The following is a 24714-nucleotide window of genomic DNA, read 5'->3' as shown; positions in this document are numbered from 1 at the left end:
CGATGTCATCGTCGTCGGAGGCGGGCCCGATCGGATCTCTGACTGCGCTCGAGCGATTCCGGATGTTCCACCGACCACCAGTACGTTGTTCATTTCGCGATCTCGGCTCGTGCTGCGCGTATCTTCGGTGCGAGTACAGCGATGCCGGCTGCAGCGAGCGTCAACGACAGGTAGTACACCGCGTGCACGGACCCGGCCGCATCGATGACGACACCACCGAGTGCTGCCCCAAGGAAAATGCCGAAGCAAATGATCGAGGTGTGAACGGTGTTGACTACGAACGAGACTCCGCCCACTCTCATCACCCTGACCGCGAAGGCGGGGTTCAAACTGACACCCACGAACCCGAGAGCAGCGACTCCGACGAGGACGAGGACCTTACTGCTGTCGGCCAGCAAGAACAGCAGTGTGGACGAAAAGATCACCAACGCGCCCACGATCGAGAGGATCAGGGGGAAGTTGTCGGACAGTCGGCTCACGACCGTGATGCCGACGATGCACGCGACTCCATAGGCCGCGAGGATGATCGGTACCCAGCTCTGCTCGAACCCCGCGCGATCGGTCAGTATGGGCGAGAAGTAACTGAAGATCGAGAAGACCGCACCGATCAGCAACCCACTCGTCGCATAAGCCAGCCACAATCGAGCATTCTTCAGCTCGGACAGTTGCGCAAGAACGTTGGGACGCGCTCCGACTTCGATCGCAGGGACGAACGCAATACTCGCCAGCAATGCGGCACCGGCAAGTACGGCCACGAAAGCGAATGCCAGCCTCCATCCGAAGGCGTTGCCGAGGAAGCTTGCAACGGGTAACCCGACGACCGTGCCGATCGTGTTGCCTCCCATTACGATTCCGATGGTGCGACCGCGAATCTTTTCGGGAACAGCCTGGGCTGCAATGGACAACGTAACGCCGTATGCGGTTCCAGCAGCAGCACCGGTCACGATGCGTCCCAGCACGATAATTGTGTAGTTCGGAGCGGTAGCTGCGATCAACTCTCCGACGATGAAGACCATTGAGATGGCGATCAGCGCCGACTTCGGGCGGAAACGTGTCAGAAAGATCGACGCAGGCGGGGCAAAGAGGACCATCGACAGCGCATAGATCGCGATAAGGTATCCCACACTGGGGATGCTCGCGGGTAGATCACGAGCAAGGTCGTTCATCAGCCCGGACACCATGAACTCACTGGTCGTGAAGGCCAGAATGGTAAATGCCAGGACATACACCGGGAACGGCACACGAGTGACATGCTCGACGTCGGTTCTGATCTTGTCCACATCTGTTGTGTTGTTGCTCATGAGAGCGCTCTTTCGTCGTAGGGCCACCGGTGCTGCGGATGTGGGCGCACGCCCGTATGCAGGACCGATAGCACCCGCATGAATGTTGTCGTCTTTTCAGTGCTGCGGCACAGGCTCGCCAGGGATAGCAGGCATGCCAGCTTGGAGGAAGATCTCCTCGGTTCCGGACGGAGTGAAGACGAAAAGCACCCTGGCCGGCGCCGCGGACCTGTTGCGGAAGACGTGCACGGTGTGCGGTGTGATCACCGCAGTGTTCCCCGGCCCTGCAGTGTGCTCGACGCCATCGATATAGACGATGATTACTCCGGTGTGGACATAGATCAACTCGGTGGCGTCGATGTGCGCGTGCGGCGGTCCTCCCATCTGAAGGCACCCAACCGTCGGTGAGAGACAGGACCCCGTCGGCGGCGGCGCCGTGCACAGTGACGCTGTAAACATCACTGCTGAGCTGCATCTGCGGTGCGTCAGCTTGTCGCTGGACGGTGGACCTCACGAAACGTTCCCTTCTCGAGGCATCAAGATGTTTGCGGTGCTTCCGCTGAGCGCGAGTTTCCCTACTGAGCGGCTATGGCATCCTGGGCACCTGCATGTTGATTCATCGTTCGACATCGCGCGGCATCTGAACTATCGAATAGCGAGAGTGGTCTCGGTAGATCGCGCGACCGCCGGCAATATCGGTCGCGGCGCGGGTGGTGTCCGGGCAACGCGGAATGCGTTCTCTCTCGCTATCACCACGCCCACGACAGCCGAGTGCCCGGTGATGCTGTCGGCAAGCCGCTCGGCCAAGTATCACTGCGATATGGCCGTCTGGTGTGGCCCGAACTTCGGCCAAACGTATCTGTCGAGCCACAGTCCACTCGATCGCAGCGGTATCCTGCACTGCTACATCAACTTTGGTCGGCTCAGGCGCAGTTTATGTGTACTCCACGGAATTCCCCCTTTGTCTTCGATTCGCATGAGGCAACGACTGCCAGGTGAACAGTCATGACCAGACTCGCCAGGTGAACAGTCATGACCACAAAAATTGTGTACTGATCAGTTCACAACGAACTCAGCACGATAGTGCGATGCTGATCGGACCTATGGGGTCAGGACGAGCAACGCACCATCGGCGATGGCACGCATCGACTCTCGGCCGGACCCCACCCGCGATGCAACCCTTATTCCCACTACGGCCCCGTTGATCACCTCGGCCTGCGAGGCGGGGGCCATCGCACAGGCTATATCTCCCCGCGCCTGACCTACCCTGAGGTAGCTCGCCATCACCGCAAGTCGGTCCCTGAGATTCTTCGATATTTGGCCGTGCGCCACGGCCAACGCCGGATCGTCTGCAGCTTCGAGAGCAGTATTCACCGAGAAGCAACCCGACGGACGTCCTTTCAACCGTTTGTCGAGCTCATCGTCGATCAAATCGTCGAACAAGACCGTCATTCTTTCGAGCACCGTCAGCGATTCCTGCTCGAGGACTCCATCCACGGACTGGTCCGCAGCGCCGAGATAGGCAGCCATGCACTCTTCGTACAAACCAACTTTACTACTGAATGCGTGATACAAGCTGCTACGCCCGAGGCCGGTCACACGGCAGAGCGTCTCGGTGCTGGTTCCGTTGAATCCATGGGCCCAAAACTCACCGAGTGCAGCCTCGACGACTGCGACTCGCACAAACGCGGCGTTCCGACCCATAACCTGAATCTAGCAATAGTGTATCGATCTGTCCATACATAAACCTGTGACCCATCCCGGCTCTGCCGGATGCGAGGCTGTGATCCCGCTTGGGATATCTGTGGGACGTGCTCGCACGCTCCGCGAGGAGATATTGTCAAGACCTGTGGATCGAGAAGTTTTCAGGCGACCTCGCTCCCGCTCGACTCTGCTTGATCCGGTGACGTTTCCGGCGTGATGTCGGTAGGCCGTTCGATGAGTTTGCCTTTGTGGAACGTCGAACCCGCTCGCACCAACGCCACCAGATGCGGCGCATTCACCGCACGCCACCGCGCCTGCGCTGCCTCGATCAACTTGTACGCCATAGCCAGTCCCGCTGCCCGCGAACCAGGCCCCTTCGTCACCTTCGTTCGCAAACGTACTGTCGCGAAGGTCGATTCGATCGGATTCGTCGTCCGCAGATGCACCCAATGCTCGGCTGGGTACCTATAGAACTCCAACAACACATCCATGTCACCGGTGATCTTCGCGACAGCTTTGGGATACTTTGCACCGTAGTCGATTTCGAATGCCTTGATCGCCAGCTGAGCCTTGTCGATATCCTCGGCGTTGTAGATTTCCTTCATCGCCGACATCGCGCCCGGATGCGCCGACTTCGGCAAACAGGACAGCACGTTCGCCTGCTTGTGGAACCAGCAACGCTGCTCCCGGGTGGACGGGAACACCTCCCGCAGCGCCTTCCAGAACCCGAGTGCACCGTCGCCCATCGCCAGCACCGGAGCGGCCATGCCGCGCCGCCTGCAACTGCGCAGCAGATCCGCCCACGACTCCGTTGATTCGCGGTAGCCGTCGGTCAACGCGACGAGCTCTTTGCGGCCGTCCGCGCGGACCCCGATCATCACCAACAAGCATAATTCCTCCTGCTCGAGGCGCACCTTCAGATGGATCCCGTCGACCCACAGGTACACGTAGTCCGAGCTCGACAGATCCCGTTCGGCGAATCCTTTCGTCTCGTCCTGCCACTGCGTGGTGAGACGGGTGATCGCCGATGCCGACAACCCGGCACCCGAGCCGAGGAACTGCTCCAACGCCGGCCCGAAATCGCTGGTAGACAAACCATGCAGATACAGCAGCGGCAGCACCTCGGCCATTTGCGGCGACTTCCGCACCCACGCCGGAAGAATCTTCGACGAATATTGCTGCCGTGCGCCAGTTTCCGGGTCGACCCTCTTGTCGTTGACGCGAGGCGCGGTCACCGAGATCGCCCCCGAGGACGTCACCACCTCACGTTCACGGTGATAGCCGTTACGGACCACCAGCCGGTGTCCGTTCTCGTCTACCTCGTCGGCGAAGCGGTCGATGTAGTCGGCGACCTCGGCCTGTAATGCTGCGGCGAGCATCCGCCGGGCACCGTCACGGACGATCTCATCGATCAACGACCTACCAGCAGCCGTGCCGGTCTCGTTGGCTGAATCCTTGTCGTGAACTACCTTGAGCAAGGGCGTACCTTCCCAACCAGCGCGCCAACGCTGGTCTTGATCGAATACCTGATTCCGTGAAGATCATCCTCCGGGAAGGTGCGCCCTCCCAGATCCTCATCCACAGGTATTGATCATTGCTCCTCCGCGAGCCGTCAGGAGTCTTTTCGGCGCGCGAGGAGGCCACTATCCAGTAGACAAATCGCGTCCAACCAAATATGAAGCCACACATGCTAGGAATGGCATGGTCTGCGCGGCAGAGCTCAGAGGGCAACGAATCGAGAGTACCTACACCTCGCGGATGCTCGGACGGGTTCAGGTTCACAGAGGTCGCGGCGCAGCGTGGGCGTCAGGCGGCAATCTTGAGCAACTCTGCAGGCAATCGGCTACCTCATCGAGTGCTCCGATGAGGGCCCGCGGGTGGTGGTTTGTCCCACGTCGCTGGTCGGCAACTAGGCACACGAGATCGCACGGTGCACCTAAACCTACGGACGATGATTTGGGGTGGCGGGCCGCTGGAGACGATATATAACAGGACGGCAGTGCTTTACCGGCCGACGCTACGCATACATAGCCCTGTCCTAATGGAGCACTAGTGGGCCACAGCGGTGTTCGACGAGGCGCAGGCCTTGAAGAATCCCCGCACACAAGTGTCGTAGGTCGCGCGAAGCATCGCGGCCCGCGCGAGGATTGCGTTGCCCGGAACGCGCCGGTCGAAAATCACCTCGAGGATTTCTGGGCACTGATCAATCTGGCCTCACCGCAACTGCTCGAGCCCAAGGTGCAGTTCCGTCGTCGCTTTGTCCGGCCGATCTCCGTAGCCGCGTGGCAACGACCTGCTGACCTGGAAGCTTGCTTGGACGAGGAGCGGATCGATCAGGGTGGCGATGCAGTGTCGAGGGGGCTTCGTGAGATGTTGCCGTAGGTCGTGGAGTCGATTGCGACTCCTTCTCGGCCCGCTGGCCGTCTGATGTTAAATTCGTCGACGAGCGTCAGGCTGCGTTACTGCGAGAGGCTCGTTTCCTGACGCTGGGAGCGAGGCCTCTCGCTCGGTAACGGCCCGTTCATGCTGTGTGCAGCAGATTCAGATGCGGAGGTCAGGTCGAGACTGCGTCAGCGCTGGCTGCAGACGGTTCGATCTGGTCGTTTCGGTGTCCTGGTCGAAAAGCTTTTGGATTGCGCCAGACAATGACCAGGCCGATCAGCGCCAAGGTCAGAAGGATCCATGCAAAGCGGGTCACACCGAGCGGGTTGAGCAGGATTCCGCCGACGAGGCCACCTCCTGCCACTGCAAGGTTGAAGACAGTGACCAGCATCGAAATTGCGACGTCGGCATCGTTGCCACCGATGTCTGCAGTCGCTGTTTGCAGCAGGGTAGGGGCACCGCCGAAGGTCAAGCCCCATGTAATGATGCCGATGTACGCCAGGACTGGGGAACTCGACGCGAAAGCTATCACCACAGCGGAGGCCGCGAACCCCGCGAGGCTGATGATTGTCAGCGGGCGCAACGCTGCGTCGACCCGAGCGCCGACGAACCATACCCCGGCGATCGACGACAAGCCGAAGATCAAGAGCACGAGACCGGTTCGGTTTGCACCGAGACCGGCGGCAGCGACGAACGGTGCGATGTAGGTGTAAAGAATGTTGTGGGCAAAGAGCCAGACAAAGATGACTGCAAGGATCGGTCTGAGTCCGGGTGTAGTTGCGACATCTCTGACGGTCCGGCGTTGTTCGGACGTTTGTCCGGGAAAGTTCGGAACGGAGACGCGGATCCAGATCAGCAGTATGGCTGCGATAACAGACATGGTCCAGAACACTCCACGCCAGTCGAGAATACTGCCGAGCCATGCGCCGAGCGGAACTCCGAGGCATAGTGCGATGGGCTGCCCGACGCCGACTATGGCCATGGCCTTTCCTTGTTGGTTGGCCGGGACCAGCCGGCGTGCGTATCCGGCGAGGAGGCCCCAGATGACACCAGCTGCCATTCCAGCAACGAATCGCGCACCGAGCGTGACAACGTAGTTTCCGGACAGCGCGGTGATGGAATTGAAAACCAGCAGGGTGGCGATCGTGGTGAGCAGTAGTGGTCGTCTGGCGACACCGCGGGTTGCGGTGACGATGGGGATGGCTGCGACGACCGACCCCAGTGCATAGAGGGTCAGGAGTTGCCCCGCGAAGCTCTCGGACACGTTCAAAGCTCGGCTTATTTCAGGCAGGAGCCCTGAGGGCATGTTCTCGGTCATGATGGTGAGAAAGCCCGACACTGTGAAGGCCAAGAGTCCGAGCAACGGAAAAGCGGTTCGTGTCGATGCCATGTGTGCCCTTTCGAGTGGGGACGGTCAGTGCTGAGTGAGCGCGGCACCGATCGCATCGGCACTGGTGACCACCAGGCGGCCACTCGCAGTCATCTCGAACTACTGCACTACTTTTGTTTGGTCGTCGGATCCGCTCCAGAACGCCTCTGGTGATATACCGATCACGATTACGTCCAGATTTGCGGTGCAGACCGATTCGACGGCAGGTGTTGCAGAAGCACGCATAGCATCGAGAACCTGATCGAAGCCTGGTTGCTCGACCATCGCGGTGTTCCGAGTCTGCATGCGCGAGATGTGGTTGATGAACCCATGCGGCCGCCTACCGTCAATTTCCGGTTACAGGCTCGTATTTGTGGACGATACGACAAACCCGATCTTCGAGCGGAACCCGAGAATGTCGGTCATCGAACCACAGCCTGGCCGCGTGTCTTGCCGGCGAAGTAGCTAGCGGCCATGTCGGATCCGCCGTGACCGAGATCAGCTGCATGTCGATAGCGCTCGAGGCCGGCGAGGGCCTGGGGTAGCCATACTCCGGCATCCTCCGCTGCTGTCGCCGCGAGCTGGGAGTCCTTGACGGCGTTGTCCACGGTGAAGCTGGGAGAGAAGTCTCGGGTGAGAATTGCCTGGGCTTTGATGGAACCGAAAGCAGACTCGAGTGGGCCACCGCTCGTCGCGTCGACGAAGAGTTGCGGATCGAGCCCGAGTGCCTCGGCAAGGGCAATCGATTCTGCGACCCCATGAGTGATTGCTGAAATCAAGTTGTTCACAACAAGTTTGAGCTTGCTTGCGTCACCGGGTGTCTCTGACACCCAGATCGTTGCTTTCCCGATAGCATCGAAAATCGGCATCACCGAGTCCCGAATATCCGCTGCTGCAGATGCCAGGACGACCAGTTGACCGTTTTCCGCTGGCCCCTTCGTCCCGAGAACCGGCGCATCGACCAAGCGAAGGCCTCGTATGCGCGCCTCGGTAGTGATCCGGTCGATGCCGGCCACGCCCACCGTGCCGATTTGGATCAACACGGTGCCGCTCGACAGTGCGTCGCCTGCGGCGTCGAGAAGACCCACCACTGCCGGCGCGTCTTTGACCACCGTCAAAACGATATCTGCGCCGCGGACCGCAGCGGCGATGTCCGTGGCCACGCCGATACCGTCAAGGGCCAGGACCTCGGCTTTCGATGCGGTTCGATTCCAGACGGTCACTCGGTTTCCGGCGCGATGCAGACTTCGTGCTATCGGCGCTCCGATTGTCCCGGTGCCCAGTACGGCAATCAATGGTCGCTCGGTATTCACACTCATGAAATACTCCTAAACAGTTGGATCGGTCGGTACAGATATGCATGAAATGACCCCTCAGGGCAGCGAACCGGGCGCACTTAGAAAATTTGTGGTTGAAGATTGGTCATCGTTGTAGACAGCGCAGGCACGACTCCGTCGCATCGGATAGCCAGTCGATGCGATCTTCTCCCGACAGTGCTTTCGCGATGACGCGCAGTCCTTGAATGGTGGTCACGATCGATCGCGCCACCGCTGTCGCATCGATCGCCTCACTGAGGAGGCTCAGGCTCTGACCCCGCGTAACGGCAGAGGCGATGGCTTCGCTCATCTCTGTGAGGTTTGCAGATGTCAATGCCCGCACTTCTGGATCACGACCACTGAACTCGAGCGCTGCGTTCGCGACCAGACATCCCATACCTCGGGAGTCGTCGAGTTCATCGGACAGAATCGTCTGGACCAGATCGCGTATGGCGCGTACCGGATTTTCGTCATGGGCGAGAGCCCAGTGCTGCGATGAGCATCGCTCATGATACCGCGCTAGAGCAGCTAGAAATAGCTCACGTTTCCCGACGAAAGTGTTGTAAAGGCTACTTCTATGGAGGCCCGTTGCGGAGGTCAGATCCTCGATCGAAGCGTCGGTGAACCCCTTCTCCCAGAAGACGTCCATGGCATCACTCAATGCTTGGTCGCGATCGAAGCTGACAGTGCGCATTTCCCCGTCCAATCTGGACTGTTCGTTCCCGTTAGGTGAAACGCTAGCGCGTATGCGCCTCGGAGGCAACCGATTCCGAATCGTACGAATTGCGATGTGCATCACACTTAGAACCCTAGCGAACTGACGAATCACGGTGACGCAGTGCGCTTAACTGATCGGCCTGCAGTGATGCTCGGCGGGTTCCAGGGCTTATACGCCGCCACAATTACGACGATGTCTGACAGCTATCGATTGACATAGTCGCCAGTGCCGGGGTTCTAGCTTTAAGCCTCGATCCATCGATGGGTTAGATTGATGAGTATTCCTCGGCGTTGGAGCGTCGTTGCATGCCAAGGGAATTCGGACCTGCCATGGACTGCTTCGTTCCAGCATGAGGCCCATCTCGTGGATGCGAGGCTCCTCGCGTATTCGTATTCGTATTCGTATTCGTGAGCGCGAGACGCGAAGGCGCTGCGGGCGCAGTCGTGGTTCATTTGCACTGCAGCGAAGGCGCTAGCCGAGCACTATTCGGGTACGAGGTCGAGCGGCCTGAAATGCGCCGGTGGAGGCACTTGTCGCGGACCCGACTGCGCCTCTCTGAGTTTGTTGCACATCAAATGTGTTGTCAGGCGGACAGGAATCAGGCTGTCAGGTCCAGCGACTCGAAAACTCTGTGTGCAACCCGATTCAGTTGATGCCGACTCGCTCCGTCTCGCGCACGCTGGGACATACCCTGAATTGTGATTCCGATGAATTCGGCCAGTTCCTCCGGATCGCACTCGGCGGACAGCAGGCCGTCGATGACGTCCACGGCGATCCTCTCGGCGAGTAACTGGATGTTGGCATTTCGCATATCGCGTAGACGATCTGCAATGTGACTGTTCGCGTCGGTGACGCTCACCGCTGAACTGATGATCAGACAGCCGCCCGGACACGACTCGTCAGTGTAGTGCGAGGCCGCACCGAAGAGCAGACGCCGAATCAGGTTCGGCGCGTGAGCTTCCTCCGCGAAGGCTCGATCCATGAAGTCACCCCGGGTCGAGTTGTAGCGGTCGATGGCAGCAAAGAACACGCCTTCTTTCCCTCCGAAGGCGCTGTACAGACTCGGCGGATTGATCTGCATTGCAGATGTCAGCGTCGCCACCGACGTTCCCTCGTATCCGTGCCGCCAGAAGGCGAACATCGCGTGGTCCAACGCAGCGTCCACATCGAACTTTCGACCTTGCCCTGGTACGCCAGCCATGCAACCTCCCCGCTCTTGTCACGCCAAGGCCGAGGAATCGGACTTGTACTGCGATCCTACCTGCTCGTGTAGCGATCACTAAGCGAATGGCTTACCGTTCTCTTGGAAAGTTAGTTTCTCACCGATACACCGGCGCAGCAGATCCATTGCTCGGACTCGACATCGTGCGCCGCACCGAGATTCTGGCACCCGGCGACCGGATCATGCTCACCGGCATCGGTGTCGGATTCACATGGCGCTGTGCGGTCGTCGAGTACACCGGATACCAAACATCGACGAAGGGGTAGTGATGGTCAACGAGACTCAGATCGACACAACGGAAACCGGGCGCACCACAAATGCAAATACCGTCATCGTCTGGATGCTGCTCGCGGTCTTCGGCGTAGGCACCGTCGAATACCTCGTCGCCGGGGTACTCCCCGACATCTCCTCGGGCGTCGGGGTCTCCAACTCGACGGCGGGCCTGCTCATCACGATCTACGCCGCGACCGTGGTGATCGGCGGCCCCCTGCTGACCATCGCCACCACCCGAATACCGCGAACACCGCTCATCATCGCCCTGATGGCCCTGTTCATCGCCGGCAACATCGGTACCGCACTCGCACCCAACTTCTCGACCCTGGTGATCTTTCGCGTCCTCACCGCACTCCCCCACGCCACATTTTTCGCACTGTGCCTGGTGTTGGCAACGTCGCTGGTCGCACCGGAGTTCCAAGGCCGCGTGATCGCCCGCGTCACCCTCGGACTCAACCTCGCGACCGTGCTCGGGGTGCCCTTGGGGACTTTGATCGGCACCCAACTGGGCTGGCGGTGGTCCTTCGCGATCATCGCTCTGTTCCAACTCCTGGTCACTGCCGGACTCCTCGTATCGACCCGGCAAGCGCCCCAATCTCGCCGCGGCGGAAAAATCGCATCCGAACTGAACGTCTTCACCCGCGGCCCTGTCCTGTGGGCCATCGCATTGACCGCGCTGAGCCAAGCGGCACTGTTCGTCGTGTTCACCTACATCTCGCCATATCTGACCGACCACGCCGGTATTTCAATATCCACTGTCACCATCGCGTTGTTCCTGTTCGGACTCGGCTCCGTCACCGGGAACCAACTCGGCGGCCACTTCGCCGACAAGGCACTGGACCGCACCCTGTATGTGGCACTGACAGCACTCACGGTCGCCCTCGCAGTATTGTTCGCCTTCGGCAGCACACCGTGGTTCGCGTTCGTGTGGATGTTCGTCCTCGGTGCCGCCGGATTTTCCATCATCCCACCGCTTGCCTCGAAACTCATCGGAGCAGCACACGAGGCACCGCATCTTGCGGCGACTGTCAATATCGCAGGCTTCCAACTCGCCAACGCCGCCGGCGCCTGGATCGGTTCCATCGCGCTCTCGCGAGGTGGCAACGTCTCGCTTCTCCCCGCTATCGGCGCGATCCTCGCCGCCGGTGCGGTACTCCTACTGTTCCTCAGCCGCCGGCCGCGGAGAGTAGGTACCAGCTACATCAAGGATTGATATTGCTGGCCGGTGACGGCCAGGACCGTGAGTCGACTAGCCACCTCGATCGAGGACTTCAACTCGGTCTTCATTCGCCTCCCCGCGTAGGGGCGATTGAGCTTCTCCTCACTGTCAGTACTGCATACACTTTCGCGCCGCGGTCCATGCCGACTCAGCGATCTGGGGGAAAGCGAACAGATCAAGCAACCTGCGCTTACCGCCGCCGCCGCGAAGCTCGAGCGGGATGGGTTGGTCACCCGGCAGTACGATCCCGTCGACAAGAGGGCAATCCTGCTCTCGCTGACCCTCAAGGGCGCCTCGATTGTGGAGCAACGACGAGCGGGATGCGTCGAACTGCTCGAGCAACTGCTCGTACGGCTCACACAATCCGATCAGGAACATCTACTCTCGATTGCCCCGGTACTCGATGAGGTGGTCCGACTTTTTCACGCAACCGGCATCCCTGGACTCACCCGCCTTGACAAATTCCGGGGGATGGCTCCGGGCGTGAATTTGTGGGCGCGTCAGTATTTTCTTCCAGGCTTTCGAGTAAACGAAGGCCGACTGCGGTGGAGCTCCCGGGGGTTGCGGTAAGCACGATTAGTTCCACACCGGGTTGATCGGGTAATGCGAAGTTCTCTTGATGGAGTTCCAGGAGTCCCACCAGTGGGTGTCGATATGCCTTGCGTCCGTGGGTGCGGGCCCGGACGTCTGCGCGGGACCAGAGTCGGCGGAAACGTTCGCTGCCGATCGCGAGTTCACCGATCAGCGAAGCCAATCGTGGGTCATCGGGGTATGTGCCAGCAGCCAGCCGCAGATGTCCGACGACGTCGAGGGTGCATGTGTCCCAGTCTGCGTAGAGACCACGTTCGGCTTCGGCGAGGAAGATGTGGCGGGCGGTGTTCAGGCCTGGTATTGGTCTCCCGTACAGGAGGCGGGCGAGGGAGTTTCCGGCGATCACGTCCAGGCGATGGTTCATGATCAGCGCGGGTGCGCCCAATACCAGGTCGAGGACGCGGAGCAGTTCCGGTCGCAGATGTCCGTTCGGTGTTTTGGTGCGGCGTCGACGTTGTCGAGCGAGGCGGTGCAGGTGTCCACATTCTGTGTCATCGAGGTAGAGAACCCGAGCGAGAGCGTCGAGGACCTGGTCGGAGGGTTCGGTTGCGCGACCCTGCTCCAGGCGTATGTAGTAGTCGACGCTGACTCCGGACAGATGGGCGACTTCTTCGCGGCGCAGTCCTTCGACCCGGCGGCGCCTGTCGGTGGGAATGCCGACTGCGACCGGGTCGATCCGGGAACGCCGGGTCCGCAGAAAACCCGCAAGATCGTCCATGCCCCCAGTATGTACGCGGTATGGCCTAGATAGTGGGAGTGAAGGTGGTCCTGCCGATACCAGGAATTCCTGTCCTACGGACGAACCGACCCTGAACAACAAGGGCCGTAGCACCCAAAATCGAAGGACACCTAGTTTCGAAGGAGCTCAGATGAAAACATTGATCGTCTATGCGCATCCGGAGCCGACGTCGCTCAACGGCTCGCTCAAGGATCTCGCGGTCTTGCACTGGGCCCCGGAAGTTGGACTGGCTAACTGAAAGTCTAAGCGGCGAGGGTCTGCGCACGGTAGTGCACCGGGCTCAGGCCCTCGAGCCGTAGGGATATCCGGTCGTTGTTGTACCAGTGGATGTACTGGTGGATCGCAGTGATCAACGCGTCGATGTCCAGGTAACGGACATGATGGAACGCTTCCTCTTTGAGATGGCCGAAGAAATTCTCGATCATCGCGTTGTCATAACATTGACCGGCTAATCGCGATTGAGGGAACTCCGTTGTTGCGCAGAATGGTTCATCACCGGCGCAATGAACCACCTTCAGCCGCCACGTGCAGGCGCCGACGACGCGACCTCCGGAAATCGCGCGACTGCCCGGACAGAGAGCAAGACAGCGGCATTGAGTCGCCCGAAACCTCGCCATGAGCGGTCGAGCTCGATCGGGATTCGCGGCACTTGACCAGGCAGTTGGTTGTTCGTGCGGCGTGTGAGCGGACAGGGCGGCAACAAAGTGTCGTCGGGCAAGTCCTGTCCGGGTCAACGTGGAGGAGCCCCACGGGTCGACTTGGGACACTCGGCATCCGAAGTGGCGACAATTCGTCGTATCTACACGAACGGTCCTGTCTACCAACATTATTAGACCGACGATAACTCGTTGACTTGCCCGGCAGTCCGCAGGCACCGCCATTACGATCGAGACGCTTACTTGACATGAACGGCCTCGGCGCCGGCTTCCGAACGCAGCGTGCGTTGGTTCCTCATATGACAGTCGTAGTCCTGTTCTCTTCCCAGAACAAGTACCACGACTGTGTGCATATCGCCCTGACCTGCTCGCATGCCTCGATTAGCCGGTTAACAGGCAATTACCTTTACGTGACATCGATTGCACTGCACCGCAGTTGGAGATCAAGCCTCGCCAGGTCACGTGCTGATACTGGAAGCCCTGATCCGAGTGCACCAGCGGTGCCTCGCCGTCATCGAGCGTGGCAATCGCATCGACGAGCGAGGTGTTGGTCAGCTGAAGGCTCGGCGACATGCCGATCGAGTAAGCGATGATCTGGCGATCGAACAAATCCATCACCGGCGACAGGTACGCCTTCTCGTCACCGACCCGGAACTCGGTGACGTCGGTGACCCACTTCTGATTCGGCGCCGTGGCCGAGAAGTCCCGATCGAGCAGGTTCTTCGCGACCGCCCCGACCTCCCCTTGGTAGGAAACGTAGCGGCGTTTGCGGCGCACCGGGCAGTGCAGTCCGAGCGCACGCATCAGCTTGAGCACCGTTTTCTTCGCCACCCGCCAGCCCTTGTTCTTCAGAGTGCGGTGAACAGGGCGGTGCCCGTACCTTTTGAAACTGCCCGAGAAAACCGAGGTGATCTCGGCCTTCAACGCTGCATGCTTGTCCGGCCGTCCGAGCCGGGACTGGTGATAGAAGAACGTCGAGCGGGCCAGCCCGGCGACATCGAGCAGCACGTCGAGGCGATACTGCGCCTTGAGGGACACGACAGCGGCGACCTTCACCGTCGTTTCTGATCCCTCAAGGCCTTCAATTTTCCCAGGTACGCCACCTGCGTCCGCAGTCGCTCGTTCTCGGTCCGCAACTGTTCGAGTTCGGAGGCGTCGGCAGCCGCAGAGCCCGGCGGGGCAGGTGGCCGGCCCTGACGTCTCGAACGTAGGCCCTCAGCGCCCTCGCTGCGGTAGATCCGCACCCACGGTTCGATGATCTTCGCCGACGACAACCCGTATTCGCGGGCGAGTTCGATCTTGCTCTCCCCGGCTAAGACTCGTTGCACCACAGTGAGTTTGAACTCTTGCGAGAACCTCGTTCGGTCCGGTTTCTCTGTCAACACTGTCCTCCCACGAACCCGCCATCGCTTGTGCAGCTCCGCCGCCGCGCCCTTGCTGACGCTCAGCGTGCCGGCCACCCACACCGAGCCCCGGCCCTCCTCGAACAACGCTACCGCTGCCGACCGCTGATCCTCGGTAAGTGAACTGCTCGCACGCATACAACTGCTCCCCTCGAGTTGGAACTGAATTTTTCAGTCCAACTTCCGGGGAGCAGTGCATCTCGACGTTGGAGAGCGCCGGGCACGAAGTGCGGGTCAGTGATCTCTATCAGATGAATTGGAAGGCGGTCGTCGACGCCGACGACTTCGGCCCCCACGCCTCGAATCCGCTGCAGGTTGCCAGGAACTCGGGGCGAGCTTTTGATGCCGGGGCGCTCACGCCGGATGTTGTTGCGGAGCAGGAGAAGTTGCTGTGGGCTGACACGATCATCTTCCAATTCCCGTTGTGGTGGTACGCGATGCCCGCGATTCTCAAAGGCTGGGTAGATCGGGTGTTCAGCTTCCACTTCGCGTACGGCGTGGGCGAGCACAGCGATACCAAGTACGGCGAACGATTCGGTGAAGGCACCCTCGCGGGTAGGAAAGCCCTGCTGTCGGTGACTACGGGGGGACCGGAGTCGCATTACACCCCGCGCGGTATCAACGGGCCGATCGAGGACCTGCTGTTCCCGTTCCAGCACGGAATTCTCTACTATCCGGGCATCGAGTTGCTGCCACCGTTCGTGCTGTACGGCACGGACCGGATGACCGCGGAGGCTTACCCGGAAGCCGCAAAGGCGTGGGTGGAGCGTCTGCTCTCGGTGGAGTCGACTGAGCCGATCGCATTCCGGCCGCAGAATTACGGTGACTACGAGATACCGTCGCTGCAGCTGAAAGACGGTCTCGAGTCTGCAGGCCGCACCGGCTTCGGCTTGCACGTACGCGGTTAAGTGCCATCATCTGCATATTCTCAGGTGACGGGGAGGTGTTCCTGTCCTGAATATCAGGAAACCTCTGCTGCGCATTCCCGAACGTCCGTGGAGGGGCGGATGCGCCGCCATGCCGTGGTCGGGTGTGTTCTTCCTTACGTCGCATGTGTGGTTGCGTCACCATCACTCCCGCCCCGGCATACCGCGCTCATAGTCGTGGTCGTGGCCGATGATCGTCAATTGTCACAACATCGGACAGGCCCTCGGTGTGAATCCGCGGCTGACACTGCGCATAGCTGACGGCGTCCCCGCCACTGCGACAGTCCAGAGGTGTCCGAATTCATGGCCCACGGCTGGCGAGGAATCCAGGCGGTGAAGAGTTCGTCCTTCGAGGGGTTTAGTTCGGCAATGTAGATCAAGGACACTAGCTCCACGCTACCGGACTAGCCTGGCCTGTTTACTTGCGCTGATTGTAGAGTCCCTCCTGCACTGGGCTTTTGGGAAGTCGATTAGCGCTGGGCGCGCGTGCCAATGTTGAGCATCTTCGGACCCGCAGTGGCCATCGTTTGGACCGGCGTGTGGATCGTCGCCGCAGCCGGTACTCCACCGAATCAGCAAGGAGTCTCCAATGGACTCGCCTCGACCACCCTCGACACCGGCAACACAATCGGACCAGCGAGAAGTCGGATGCCGTAGCCAGCACAGACCCACCTCGCGTCCGCGGTGGACCGGAACACGCCGGTTGGCTACTCGTCGTCGATTCCGAGACAGGCTGGCCCGTCCGGAGCGGGAGGACACGCCGACTGTAGCGCTGACGTGCACCGTGCTGGTGGTGTGGTGCTGCCTCGAACGGGCAATGAATTCAGTCCTTGGGCTGCGCTCCTCGGTAAGGTGGAGGTACTGCTGCAGGCACTACAAGAGGGTGCTTCGCTGACGGAAAAACGCGAGAATAGTTGCTGTCGCCGTGCTTTGCGGGCTCTTCGATCTTGACCGGGCAATGTGCGCAATGACGGTTTCGGCTGAGGTCTGCCGGTATGCGGATTCGTATTCGGCTGGTCCTCACCCTGGTTGTGGAGCTCATCAAGTCCACGTTTCTTCTGTCAATCCGTCGCACTATTGCAGGAGCGCTCAACTGAGGACGTCGAAAAGTAGTAAGCCATGTCGATCTTTGTCAACGCGGCCCAGCGTTCGGTGCATAGTGCAGTTCTTGACGGCAGTTCGCGGACTGTAGCGATCCCCCTGAGCTCCAATGCGAGAGAGGGCTTTTCGTCGATTCTCTGGCTCAGCACATAGAAGGTGGCGAGCTTGTGAACACAAGGCTGCGCTCGACTACGGCACGTGCATTGGCAGTCTGCGGTGCTGGGAACCGCGCTGAGCTCACCTTCGGCCAGCTGGGCGTGCAGGGTGTCGGGTAAGTCGCCGCCTTTTGCTTCGATCGCGTCCGCTGACGCTTGCAGTGCCGTGACCGCCCGAATTTCATCAGGGAGGTACGACGGTATCGAGATCGACACGGTCTCGGTGGTGCTGCCCGCAGTGACCGCACATCGGATTGTGCCCGCAGCGAGAGGACCGATCTCGACATGGCCGTTGCGTGCGAGGCTGCGTGCCTTCGGTAGACGGGGATTCGGCTTGGAAATCTGCATCGGCTCGGCAAGCCGTACCCAGTCGCGACCCCAGATGGTGGCACCGAACTCGGCGATTGTCATCGTGACGCCCCGTCGGTCAACGAAACTGTCTGGTACAGGTCGGCGTCGCTGAGTGCTGCGAGACCTCCCGCAGCGTTCTTGTCTGCTAAGTCGGCGATGGCCTTCTTGCGATGGTGCATGGCGGCGATGTGCTCTTCCACGGTGCCCTCTGTGGTCAGTGCAGTGACCGTAACGGTGCGGGCTTGTCCGATGCGGTGGGCCCGGTCGGTGGCCTGGGCTTCCACCGCGGGATTCCACCAACGGTCGAAGTGGATCACGTGGCTCGCTTGGGTGAGGTTGAGGCCATAGCCTGCTGCCCGGAGGCTCAGGATCAGGATCGGTGCGCCGGGCGTTTTTCCTTCGCCCTCGTGCTGGAACTCCTCGATGATGCGGTCACGCGCTGTGTTGTCCAATCCACCGTGGTAAAAATCCACGGCTAGCGCGAACTCGGTTGCGAGGTGCCGCACCAGCAGATCACCCGTCTGGCGGTACTGGGTGAAGATCAGGGCGCGTTCACCGGAATCGAGGAGTTCGGAGACGAGCTCGGTGAGACGGTCGAGCTTGCCGGACCGGCCGCCGAGAGGCCCATCGTCACCGGTTACGAGGGCCGGGTGGTTGCATATCTTCTTCAGTGTGGTCAGCAATGCGAGTACTTGTCCGTTGCGACTTGCGCCTGCTCCCAGGCCGCCATCGAACGCATCACGGACCGCGCGGTTGTACAGGCGTTCTTGTTCGCTGGTGATCTGGCACAGCACATCTGACTGCAACTTCGGTGGAAGATCTCCGGCCACTTGACTCTTTTTGCGCCGCAGAAGAACTGGGTCGATGACGTCGTGCAGGTGCTCGAGGGCTGTTTGTGAGTGGCGTTGTTCGATGGGGACAGTGAAGCGGCGCGCGAACCGTTGTTGATCGCCGAGGAGCCCCGGCACGGTGAGATCCATCAGCGCCCACAGCTCGTCCAACCGGTTCTCCACAGGCGTTCCCGTCATAGCGAAACGGACCTTGGCGTTCACAGTGCGGGCTGCCCGCGCTACTCGAGTCTGCGGATTCTTGAGCATGTGTGCCTCGTCGAAGAAGACTGTGTCCCAATTGATTTGATTGATAGCGGCGGAGTCGGTACGCAGTGTCGGGTACCCGATGATCACGACGCTGTCGCTCTCGGGTTGATTCGTTAGCTGCCGAGCCGGACCGCGGTACGTATGGATCGCCAGATGCGGTGCGAACCGTCTGAGCTCGCGTCTCCAGTTGGTGATGAGGGAGGTCGGGCACGCAATGAGGTGGGGCCCACGTTTGTCCTCGGCTCGAAAGCTCATGTAGGCAATCGCCTGCGCCGTCTTACCCAGGCCCATCTCGTCAGCGAGCACACCGCCGCGGTACGTACCGGCCAGCGCCGTCAGCCAGGCGGTTCCGTGGGATTGGTACGGCCGCGGAGTGAACGGCAGGCCGGCGCTGCGTACATGTGCTTCCACCGCGTGGTTGGCACGCAGCGAGTCGACTGCAGCGTCGCGGGTCATGACGGCGGTTCCCCGGCGGTTGGGCACCGCATGCGCAGCGATCGGCAGGTTGCGAACGAGGTGGGCCGGTATGGCGGCGTTGGGCGAGTCCTCGAGGAACGCCACTATGCGGGACCAAGAGAGGAACGATTGAGCCGCGGCGACACCCATCACACGGGCCACGTGCGTGCCATCGACAAGTCGGGTGGTGCCGGTCACCAGGCACCTGATCGTGCGGACCTCGGCTCTCGGCTCACATCCTTGGGCCGGCGGCACGACGAGGTCGATGTCCAGATCCGTCCAGCCGTCGAGGTCGCGGGCGGCCGCGTGGAGGGCGGCCACATCATGGTCGAGGATCCACAGCGCGAACGAGTGCCTCTCGGGTAAGTAGGTGGCCTGGAGACCCTCAGAGGAAGTAATCGTCATCGGTGTCGATCACCCGGCCGGGATCGAGGTTGATATCTGTTGGATTTCTGCTGCGGCGTCGTTGATACCACCCCGCACGAATTGGGTGATGGCGCGCAACTGCTCGGTGGTGAAATCACCGAGGGTTTCCCGACTCCGAGCATCGAGCCCGATGTAACCCGCTGCTGCTTTCGCAAGGCCTGCCTCGCTCGCCTCGACGACCACTCGCCGTCGATCCGTCGGGTCAGATATGCGTCGTACGTAGCCGACCGCTTCTAGGCGGTTGATCATGTGGGTGATCGCGCCGGTGATTCGGCCCAGCTGTTCGCTGAGTTCGCCCGCGGTCGAAGGACCACGCCGGTTCAGTGCGTGCAGACAGTGCAGGTCGGTGGCTCCAACGCCCATCCGGTCGGCGACGGCGTCGTTCAAGCGCGTCAGGGCCGTGACCCAGTCCGGCATTCGGTCGATCACCTCGTCAACCAACTCTGCGCGCACCTGAGCGTCGCTCTGGGACTTGACGGTCACAACCAACCCCTTTATCTTCATGGTTAAGATACTGAATCGTTAAGGCAATAGTACCGCATCGACCGACGGAGTCCTCGTATGTCCGATACATTCCTGACGAATGATTTCCGAATAGCCGGTGCCGCGCGCACGACGGCGTTGGTGGTGATCCTGCTCGCCAGCTTCATGGACCTACTCGATGTGACCATCCTCAACGTGACCGCACCGTCCATCGAACGCGACCTCGGCGCGAGTCCCTCTCAACTGCAATGGTTGCTCGCCGGCTACACCCTGGCGTTTGCGATCGGGCTGATCACCGGCGCCCGCTTGGGTGATCTCGTCGGCTATAAACGGATGTTCCTGCTGGGTGTTGCTGGCTTCACCGTTGCCTCCGCGGTGTGCGGGATGGCACCGACACCCGTCGTGCTCATCACCGCTCGCGTTGTGCAGGGATTATTCGCTGCTGCGCTGATCCCACAGGTCCTCTCACAGATCCAGGTGATGTACGCCCCACACGAGCGGGGCGGGGCGATGGCCGCATTCTCCGCGTTGTCCGGTTTGGCCGCCTCTATCGGTCCGATTCTGGGAGGGATCCTGATCGAGGCCGATCTATGGGGGCTCGGCTGGCGTCTCGTATTCTGGATCAACGTCCCGGTCGGACTGGCCGCTCTCGTCATCGGGGCGAAAACCTTGCCCGAGAGCCGCAGCCCGAGCCGCCCTCGACTCGACCTGATCGGAGTAGGGCTCTCGGCGCTCGGACTGCTACTGGTTGTCTATCCCCTCATCGAAGTCAGCGGCACACGCCCCTGGCCGGTCTGGACCTACTGGTCGATGGCAGCCGGCGTTCTGGTGCTCATTGGCTTCACTTGTTGGCAGCGTCTGCTCGCGGGCCGTGGAGGTGAACCACTCCTTGAACTCTCCCTGTTCCGAATTCGGTCCCTGCGCGGCGGCTTGCTCGTACAGCTGCTCTTCTTCATTCCGATCATGGGCTTCTTCCTGATCTTCATGCAGCTGTTGCAGCTGGGTATTGGCATGAGCCCCATACGAGCCGGACTCACGTTGCTGCCGTGGTCGATCGCGACCACTGTGACAGCGATCCTTGGTGCCGCAGTGCTGGTTCCCAAGATTGGGCGGCTCACCGTCCAGATCGGACTGCTGCTCCTGGCGCTGGGATTCGGTCTGCTCGCTTTTGTCGCCGATAGCGCGACGACTCAAACTGGGTGGCTGGCCTTGCTGCCCGGCGTCCTTGTGGGCGGCGCGGGCATGGGATTTGCCGTCGCACCCCTGGCGCAGCTCACTCTTGGAGAGATTCCAGCGGCCCATGCGAGTTCCGGATCGGGACTTTTCAACACGGTTGCCCAACTCGCCGCCTCGATCGGAGTTGCGGCCATCGGGACCCTGTTCTTCAGTCGCCTCTCCTCTACATCAGAGCAGCGCAGCGGTACGGGCGGATTCGGCCAAGCCTTTTCCACCAGCATGTGGGTCGGCATCGTGATGGTCGGCGTCGCCCTCGCCGCAAGCTTCCTACTGCCCCGCACCGTCGACTACACCTCTCCAGTCACCGACACCCCCAAGCAGGAATAGCGGACGAGCCTTCATCGATAAACCCAGGCTGACCGCTTGGTATCACGACTGACCTGCGCGCACGAAGTGCCGCGAATTGACTACCCAATTGTCTTTGAAGTTAGGCGAAGCCGAGAGAGGGCGTGACTTTGTGAGTGCGACAGTCTTGTTCGGTCTACCAGGGGTACGGGTGATCAACGTATCCCTCGATAGCACCGGTAAGCGGTTGGTCGAGATGGCCACCGACGAAGACGCCGCGGCGGCGTGTCCATCGTGCGGGGTCTTCTCGACGTCGGTCAAGGAACGCGTGCGCACCGGCCCAAAGGACATCCCGTACGGGAATGATCCAATTCTGCTGCAATGGAACAAAACACGATGGTGGTGTCGGGCGGACGACTGTACCCGCGGTTCCTTCACCGAGACCATTCCGCAGGTACCACACCGTGCACGCATCACCCGCCGGCTATCTACTCAAATCGGTGCGGCGATCGGCGACGCCGCTAGATCGGTGGCCGAGGTCAAGGCCGCGCACCACGTGTCCTGGCCGACCGCGCACCGAGCTTTCATCGAACACGCAGAGAAGCTCCTGGCCGATCCACTACCGACCAGGGTGCTTGGGATCGATGAAACCCGCCGAGGAAAGCCAATGTGGGAGTACTGCAAGGAGGCCGGGCGATGGGCGCGGGTTGACCCGTGGGACACCGGCTTCGTAGACCTTGGGGGTAACCAAGGACTACTGGGCCAGCGCGAAGGCCGCACCACTGCAGCCGTGATCGCCTGGCTAACCGAACAAACCCCGAGCTTTCGGAACGCGATCGAATACGTGGCAATTGACCCGGCCGCAGCCTATGCGGCCGCGGTGCGAACCAAGGGGCTGCTGCCTAACGCGATACTGGTAGTCGATCATTTCCACCTCATACAGCTCGCGAACCCGGCGCTGACTAAGTGGTCTGAGCCGTTCGTTCGTCGGGGGTAGTTTCCATGCGGTCGGATCACCGAGATAGAGCCCGCATGCGGTGTCGAGTGCATCTTCCGGGCTGCCGGTGAAGTCTCCGGTGGGCAGCATGGAGTCTTCGTACTTTCCAGTCGAAGCGAGGTGGATCGCGAAGCCCCACCGACTCGCGGATCCGTTGTACCGCAATCGCATCAATGCCAGGGTGCTCTTGTCGGGCAGGACACCGTCGACGTAGGCGAACGTCCCACGAAAACGGGCGGTCACGCTTGCAAGCTGCGGCCAGCGGGTGCGGGCGTGGCCGCTGAGCTTGAGGCGCAGTGAGCTTTTCGTCGATTCCGGTGGTGTCGGCACACAACCGATCGTGCCCGATCCTTGTGAACCACCCACGATCTTCGCCATGGTCGGCGCGTCGCACTCGGTGACAGATGAGACTGATGTGTCCTCTTGAGGCATGAGTGATGAATCCTTCAGACCATCGGCCCGCCCGATCATGCTCTCCACCAGCGACCGCTCGGTCCTCGAGACGATGGTGCGGCGTGGATCGACACCGCAGAAGATGGTGCTGCGGTCGTTGATCGTGCTCCTCGCCGCCGACAGCCACACCAACGCCGCGATCGCCGCCGCGATCGATGTCCACCTCGACACAGTCCGCAAATGGCGCGGCCGATTCCACCGCGACGGTATCGACGCCCTCGCCGACGCACCACGGTCCGGCCGGCCACCGATCTACACTCCCGCCGACATCGCCGCGGACACACACGAGATTCCGATCGCACGATGGTCCACCCCGGAACTCGCCACGCGAATGGCCTCGGACGGCATCACCGTGTCGGTGTCGACGGTGCGCCGGTGGTTGGACGAGGACGCGCTCAAACCGTGGCAGTACCGGTCATGGATCGCCGTCCGTGACCCGCACTTCGAGGTGAAAGCCTCTGTGGTGCTCGACTTGTACGCCCGCCGCTACGCGGCGAAAGCGTTGGGTGAGAACGAGTTCGTCATCTCCGCCGATGAGAAGCCCTCGATCCAAGCGCGTGATCGCTACCACCGGACGATCGCAGCAACACCGCGGCACGCGATGCGGGTGAGCCATGACTACCGTCGCCGCGGCGCGGTGACCTACCTCGCCGCCTACGACGTCCACACCGCTCGGGTGTTCGGCCGGTGCGAGGCCAGCACCGGCATTGCCGAGTTCACCGCGCTGGTCGATCAGGTGATGACGTGCGAGCCGTATGCCTCCGCGGATCGGGTGTTCTGGGTAGTCGACAACGGATCGTCGCACCGCGGCCAGGCCGCGATCGACCGCCTCACCGCCCGGTATCCGAACGCGGTGATGGTGCATACGCCGGTCCATGCGTCGTGGCTCAACCAAGTCGAGATCTACTTCTCCATCGTCCAACGTAAAGTTCTCACGCCCAACGACTTCCCTGATCTAGCCGCCGTCGAGAACAGGTTGCGCGCCTTCGCCGACCGCTATAACCGCACCGCCACACCCTTCGCCTGGCGATACACCCGCCGCGACCTCCACCGCCAACTCAAACGAGTCGATGAATGCCTCGAAGCTGCCTGACCCCCGACGAACTAACGACTCAGACCACTAAGGTTCGACGCCGCGTCACCTGGGAACTCAAAGATCGTCGCGGCGGCAAGTCCGACCCCGAATGGGCGAACCGACGCCGGCTGCTGACCGGCCGGGAACGTCTCTCGCACAAAAGGTTCGTCAAGATGTGGAACGCTGTGGTCGACGAGGACCCGAGCGGGCAGATCGTTTCCTCGTACATCGCGAAAGAAGAACTACGGACGCTGCTCTCGACTGTGCAAGTCGGCGGGGATCCGCACCTGACTCGGCATCGGTTGCATCGGTTGCATCGGTTCCTGACCTGGTGCATCAACTCGAACATCGCCGAACTGCTCACCCTTGCCAAGACAGTCGACGCGTGGTGGCCTGAGATCAACGCCTTTGTGCAGACCGGTATCACCAATGCTCGAACCGAAGGTTACAACCGGCTGGTGAAGACTGTGAAGCGCTCGGCCTGCGGATTCAGAAACCGAGAGAATTCGGCGCGGCGCATTCGCTTTCACTGCACAAGAGCCCAACGATCTGCAATTCAGACGTCATCCTGATTGCCCGCTCAAGATCGTAGAGCCCACATTGGGCCTGCGAGGTCATTGCGCTGGACGTGGGTGGGCATTGGACAACCCGCGGGGTTGCGAGATCGCCTGAATTAAACCTGAATGCACCGATTGGGCCGTGAACGTGACCGAGTCGCAGAAGCGAAATGCCCTGCCGTGGTGAAAGAATCAATCTTGTCTAGGGAAAGATTCGGCCACAACGAAGGGCATCTCGCAGATG

The 24714-nt window shown here is 60.9% G+C and carries 22 protein-coding genes and 2 pseudogenes; 8 read left to right on the top strand and 16 right to left on the bottom strand.

Annotated features, from left to right (window positions below; all coding sequences use genetic code 11):
* Nucleotides 1-89: 89 nt before the first annotated feature.
* The 9 genes and pseudogenes from QMK32_RS23560 to QMK32_RS23520 all read right to left on the bottom strand — a co-directional run bounded on the left by QMK32_RS23560 (nucleotide 90) and on the right by QMK32_RS23520 (nucleotide 9970).
* On the bottom strand, nucleotides 90-1301 hold the full coding sequence (locus tag QMK32_RS23560; protein ID WP_283477919.1) for an MFS transporter: 1212 nt from the start codon (nucleotides 1299-1301) through the stop codon (nucleotides 90-92).
* Between the two features lie 96 nt (nucleotides 1302-1397).
* Entirely contained in the window at nucleotides 1398-1664 is a 267-nt protein-coding gene (locus QMK32_RS23555; protein ID WP_283477918.1) for a cupin domain-containing protein, read from the bottom strand.
* 717 nt (nucleotides 1665-2381) lie between these two features.
* Nucleotides 2382-2810 carry a hypothetical protein gene (locus QMK32_RS23550; protein WP_283477938.1) on the bottom strand — a complete coding sequence of 143 codons (429 nt, stop codon included), beginning with the start codon at nucleotides 2808-2810 and terminating at the stop codon, nucleotides 2382-2384.
* A gap of 12 nt (nucleotides 2811-2822) precedes the next feature.
* Nucleotides 2823-2984, bottom strand: a pseudogene (locus tag QMK32_RS23545) (TetR/AcrR family transcriptional regulator); the annotation flags it as partial.
* Between the two features lie 161 nt (nucleotides 2985-3145).
* Complete coding sequence (locus QMK32_RS23540; protein WP_283477916.1) at nucleotides 3146-4462, bottom strand: IS256 family transposase; 1317 nt, start codon at nucleotides 4460-4462, stop codon at nucleotides 3146-3148.
* Between the two features lie 1076 nt (nucleotides 4463-5538).
* Nucleotides 5539-6756: an MFS transporter gene (locus QMK32_RS23535; RefSeq protein WP_283477915.1), complete on the bottom strand. Its 1218-nt coding sequence runs from the start codon at nucleotides 6754-6756 to the stop codon at nucleotides 5539-5541.
* 401 nt (nucleotides 6757-7157) lie between these two features.
* Nucleotides 7158-8054 (bottom strand): NAD(P)-dependent oxidoreductase, encoded by an 897-nt coding sequence (locus QMK32_RS23530; protein ID WP_283477914.1) that lies wholly within the window; start codon nucleotides 8052-8054, stop codon nucleotides 7158-7160.
* 103 nt (nucleotides 8055-8157) lie between these two features.
* A complete protein-coding gene (locus QMK32_RS23525; RefSeq protein ID WP_283477912.1) occupies nucleotides 8158-8745 on the bottom strand; it encodes a TetR/AcrR family transcriptional regulator in 588 nt (195 codons plus the stop codon).
* 622 nt (nucleotides 8746-9367) lie between these two features.
* Complete coding sequence (locus QMK32_RS23520) at nucleotides 9368-9970, bottom strand: TetR/AcrR family transcriptional regulator (RefSeq protein WP_283477910.1); 603 nt, start codon at nucleotides 9968-9970, stop codon at nucleotides 9368-9370.
* An 86-nt stretch (nucleotides 9971-10056) separates the two neighbouring features.
* On the opposite strand from QMK32_RS23520, the gene QMK32_RS23515 reads away from it, so the two are divergent.
* The 3 genes and pseudogenes from QMK32_RS23515 to QMK32_RS25470 all read left to right on the top strand — a co-directional run.
* A complete protein-coding gene (locus QMK32_RS23515) occupies nucleotides 10057-10257 on the top strand; it encodes a 3-oxoacyl-[acyl-carrier-protein] synthase III C-terminal domain-containing protein (RefSeq protein WP_283477908.1) in 201 nt (66 codons plus the stop codon).
* Between the two features lie 2 nt (nucleotides 10258-10259).
* Nucleotides 10260-11477: an MFS transporter gene (locus QMK32_RS23510; protein WP_283477906.1), complete on the top strand. Its 1218-nt coding sequence runs from the start codon at nucleotides 10260-10262 to the stop codon at nucleotides 11475-11477.
* 96 nt (nucleotides 11478-11573) lie between these two features.
* Nucleotides 11574-11714: pseudogene (locus tag QMK32_RS25470) on the top strand (MarR family transcriptional regulator); the annotation flags it as partial.
* A 214-nt stretch (nucleotides 11715-11928) separates the two neighbouring features.
* On the opposite strand, the gene QMK32_RS23500 reads toward QMK32_RS25470, so the two are convergent.
* The 4 genes from QMK32_RS23500 to QMK32_RS23485 form a co-directional block, all read right to left on the bottom strand.
* Nucleotides 11929-12792: a helix-turn-helix transcriptional regulator gene (locus QMK32_RS23500; protein WP_283477901.1), complete on the bottom strand. Its 864-nt coding sequence runs from the start codon at nucleotides 12790-12792 to the stop codon at nucleotides 11929-11931.
* Between the two features lie 263 nt (nucleotides 12793-13055).
* Nucleotides 13056-13238 (bottom strand): IS3 family transposase, encoded by a 183-nt coding sequence (locus QMK32_RS23495; protein WP_283477899.1) that lies wholly within the window; start codon nucleotides 13236-13238, stop codon nucleotides 13056-13058.
* 612 nt (nucleotides 13239-13850) lie between these two features.
* Nucleotides 13851-14477 (bottom strand): IS3 family transposase, encoded by a 627-nt coding sequence (locus QMK32_RS23490; protein ID WP_283477898.1) that lies wholly within the window; start codon nucleotides 14475-14477, stop codon nucleotides 13851-13853.
* A 44-nt stretch (nucleotides 14478-14521) separates the two neighbouring features.
* Nucleotides 14522-15010, bottom strand: a complete 489-nt coding sequence (locus QMK32_RS23485) for a helix-turn-helix domain-containing protein (protein ID WP_283477896.1) — start codon at nucleotides 15008-15010, stop codon at nucleotides 14522-14524.
* On the opposite strand from QMK32_RS23485, the gene QMK32_RS23480 reads away from it, so the two are divergent.
* A complete protein-coding gene (locus tag QMK32_RS23480; RefSeq protein WP_283477894.1) occupies nucleotides 14992-15780 on the top strand; it encodes an NAD(P)H-dependent oxidoreductase in 789 nt (262 codons plus the stop codon). The genes QMK32_RS23485 and QMK32_RS23480 overlap by 19 nt on opposite strands.
* Before the next feature lie 1079 nt (nucleotides 15781-16859).
* On the opposite strand, the gene QMK32_RS23475 is transcribed toward QMK32_RS23480, so the two are convergent.
* Genes QMK32_RS23475 through QMK32_RS23465 form a run of 3 tightly spaced genes read right to left on the bottom strand, consistent with a single transcriptional unit; the run spans nucleotide 16860 to nucleotide 19867 of the window.
* The gene (locus QMK32_RS23475) at nucleotides 16860-17465 is read right to left on the bottom strand and encodes an SWIM zinc finger family protein (protein WP_283477892.1); all 606 of its coding nucleotides are present in this window, start codon (nucleotides 17463-17465) and stop codon (nucleotides 16860-16862) included.
* Complete coding sequence (locus QMK32_RS23470) at nucleotides 17462-19363, bottom strand: DEAD/DEAH box helicase (RefSeq protein ID WP_283477890.1); 1902 nt, start codon at nucleotides 19361-19363, stop codon at nucleotides 17462-17464. The genes QMK32_RS23475 and QMK32_RS23470 overlap by 4 nt, the downstream gene beginning before the upstream one ends.
* Before the next feature lie 9 nt (nucleotides 19364-19372).
* Nucleotides 19373-19867 (bottom strand): MarR family winged helix-turn-helix transcriptional regulator, encoded by a 495-nt coding sequence (locus QMK32_RS23465; protein ID WP_283477889.1) that lies wholly within the window; start codon nucleotides 19865-19867, stop codon nucleotides 19373-19375.
* Nucleotides 19868-19945: 78 nt separating this feature from the next.
* Between QMK32_RS23465 and QMK32_RS23460 the strand changes: the two genes are divergently transcribed.
* From QMK32_RS23460 to QMK32_RS23445, 4 genes are all read left to right on the top strand, one after another.
* Nucleotides 19946-21430, top strand: coding sequence for an MFS transporter (locus QMK32_RS23460; protein WP_283477887.1), 1485 nt, complete (start codon nucleotides 19946-19948; stop codon nucleotides 21428-21430).
* Nucleotides 21431-21644: 214 nt separating this feature from the next.
* Complete coding sequence (locus tag QMK32_RS23455; protein WP_283477886.1) at nucleotides 21645-22385, top strand: transposase; 741 nt, start codon at nucleotides 21645-21647, stop codon at nucleotides 22383-22385.
* A 430-nt stretch (nucleotides 22386-22815) separates the two neighbouring features.
* The gene (locus tag QMK32_RS23450) at nucleotides 22816-23931 is read left to right on the top strand and encodes an IS630 family transposase (RefSeq protein ID WP_283477885.1); all 1116 of its coding nucleotides are present in this window, start codon (nucleotides 22816-22818) and stop codon (nucleotides 23929-23931) included.
* The gene (locus QMK32_RS23445) at nucleotides 23913-24485 is read left to right on the top strand and encodes a transposase (protein ID WP_283477883.1); all 573 of its coding nucleotides are present in this window, start codon (nucleotides 23913-23915) and stop codon (nucleotides 24483-24485) included. Before QMK32_RS23450 ends, QMK32_RS23445 begins: the two co-directional genes overlap by 19 nt.
* Nucleotides 24486-24714: the final 229 nt, after the last annotated feature.

It is taken from the genome of Rhodococcus sp. H29-C3, assembly GCF_030063405.1.
GTDB lineage: Bacteria > Actinomycetota > Actinomycetes > Mycobacteriales > Mycobacteriaceae > Rhodococcoides.
The sequence above is the reverse complement of the archived record's forward strand: the minus strand, read 5'-3'. Positions and strand labels throughout refer to the sequence as shown.

What these genes read in the sequence shown, in the direction of transcription:
- QMK32_RS23560 (WP_283477919.1), bottom strand. Translation starts at nt 1,301, where the DNA reads ATGAGCAACAACACAACAGATGTGGACAAGATCAGAACCGACGTCGAG.
- QMK32_RS23555 (WP_283477918.1), bottom strand. Translation starts at nt 1,664, where the DNA reads ATGGGAGGACCGCCGCACGCGCACATCGACGCCACCGAGTTGATCTAT.
- QMK32_RS23550 (WP_283477938.1), bottom strand. Translation starts at nt 2,810, where the DNA reads ATGGCTGCCTATCTCGGCGCTGCGGACCAGTCCGTGGATGGAGTCCTC.
- QMK32_RS23535 (WP_283477915.1), bottom strand. Translation starts at nt 6,756, where the DNA reads ATGGCATCGACACGAACCGCTTTTCCGTTGCTCGGACTCTTGGCCTTC.
- QMK32_RS23530 (WP_283477914.1), bottom strand. Translation starts at nt 8,054, where the DNA reads ATGAGTGTGAATACCGAGCGACCATTGATTGCCGTACTGGGCACCGGG.
- QMK32_RS23525 (WP_283477912.1), bottom strand. Translation starts at nt 8,745, where the DNA reads ATGCGCACTGTCAGCTTCGATCGCGACCAAGCATTGAGTGATGCCATG.
- QMK32_RS23520 (WP_283477910.1), bottom strand. Translation starts at nt 9,970, where the DNA reads ATGGCTGGCGTACCAGGGCAAGGTCGAAAGTTCGATGTGGACGCTGCG.
- QMK32_RS23515 (WP_283477908.1), top strand. Translation starts at nt 10,057, where the DNA reads ATGGCTTACCGTTCTCTTGGAAAGTTAGTTTCTCACCGATACACCGGC.
- QMK32_RS23510 (WP_283477906.1), top strand. Translation starts at nt 10,260, where the DNA reads ATGGTCAACGAGACTCAGATCGACACAACGGAAACCGGGCGCACCACA.
- QMK32_RS23500 (WP_283477901.1), bottom strand. Translation starts at nt 12,792, where the DNA reads ATGGACGATCTTGCGGGTTTTCTGCGGACCCGGCGTTCCCGGATCGAC.
- QMK32_RS23495 (WP_283477899.1), bottom strand. Translation starts at nt 13,238, where the DNA reads ATGATCGAGAATTTCTTCGGCCATCTCAAAGAGGAAGCGTTCCATCAT.
- QMK32_RS23485 (WP_283477896.1), bottom strand. Translation starts at nt 15,010, where the DNA reads ATGCGTGCGAGCAGTTCACTTACCGAGGATCAGCGGTCGGCAGCGGTA.
- QMK32_RS23475 (WP_283477892.1), bottom strand. Translation starts at nt 17,465, where the DNA reads ATGACAATCGCCGAGTTCGGTGCCACCATCTGGGGTCGCGACTGGGTA.
- QMK32_RS23470 (WP_283477890.1), bottom strand. Translation starts at nt 19,363, where the DNA reads ATGACGATTACTTCCTCTGAGGGTCTCCAGGCCACCTACTTACCCGAG.
- QMK32_RS23460 (WP_283477887.1), top strand. Translation starts at nt 19,946, where the DNA reads ATGTCCGATACATTCCTGACGAATGATTTCCGAATAGCCGGTGCCGCG.
- QMK32_RS23455 (WP_283477886.1), top strand. Translation starts at nt 21,645, where the DNA reads ATGGCCACCGACGAAGACGCCGCGGCGGCGTGTCCATCGTGCGGGGTC.
- QMK32_RS23450 (WP_283477885.1), top strand. Translation starts at nt 22,816, where the DNA reads ATGAGTGATGAATCCTTCAGACCATCGGCCCGCCCGATCATGCTCTCC.
- QMK32_RS23445 (WP_283477883.1), top strand. Translation starts at nt 23,913, where the DNA reads ATGCCTCGAAGCTGCCTGACCCCCGACGAACTAACGACTCAGACCACT.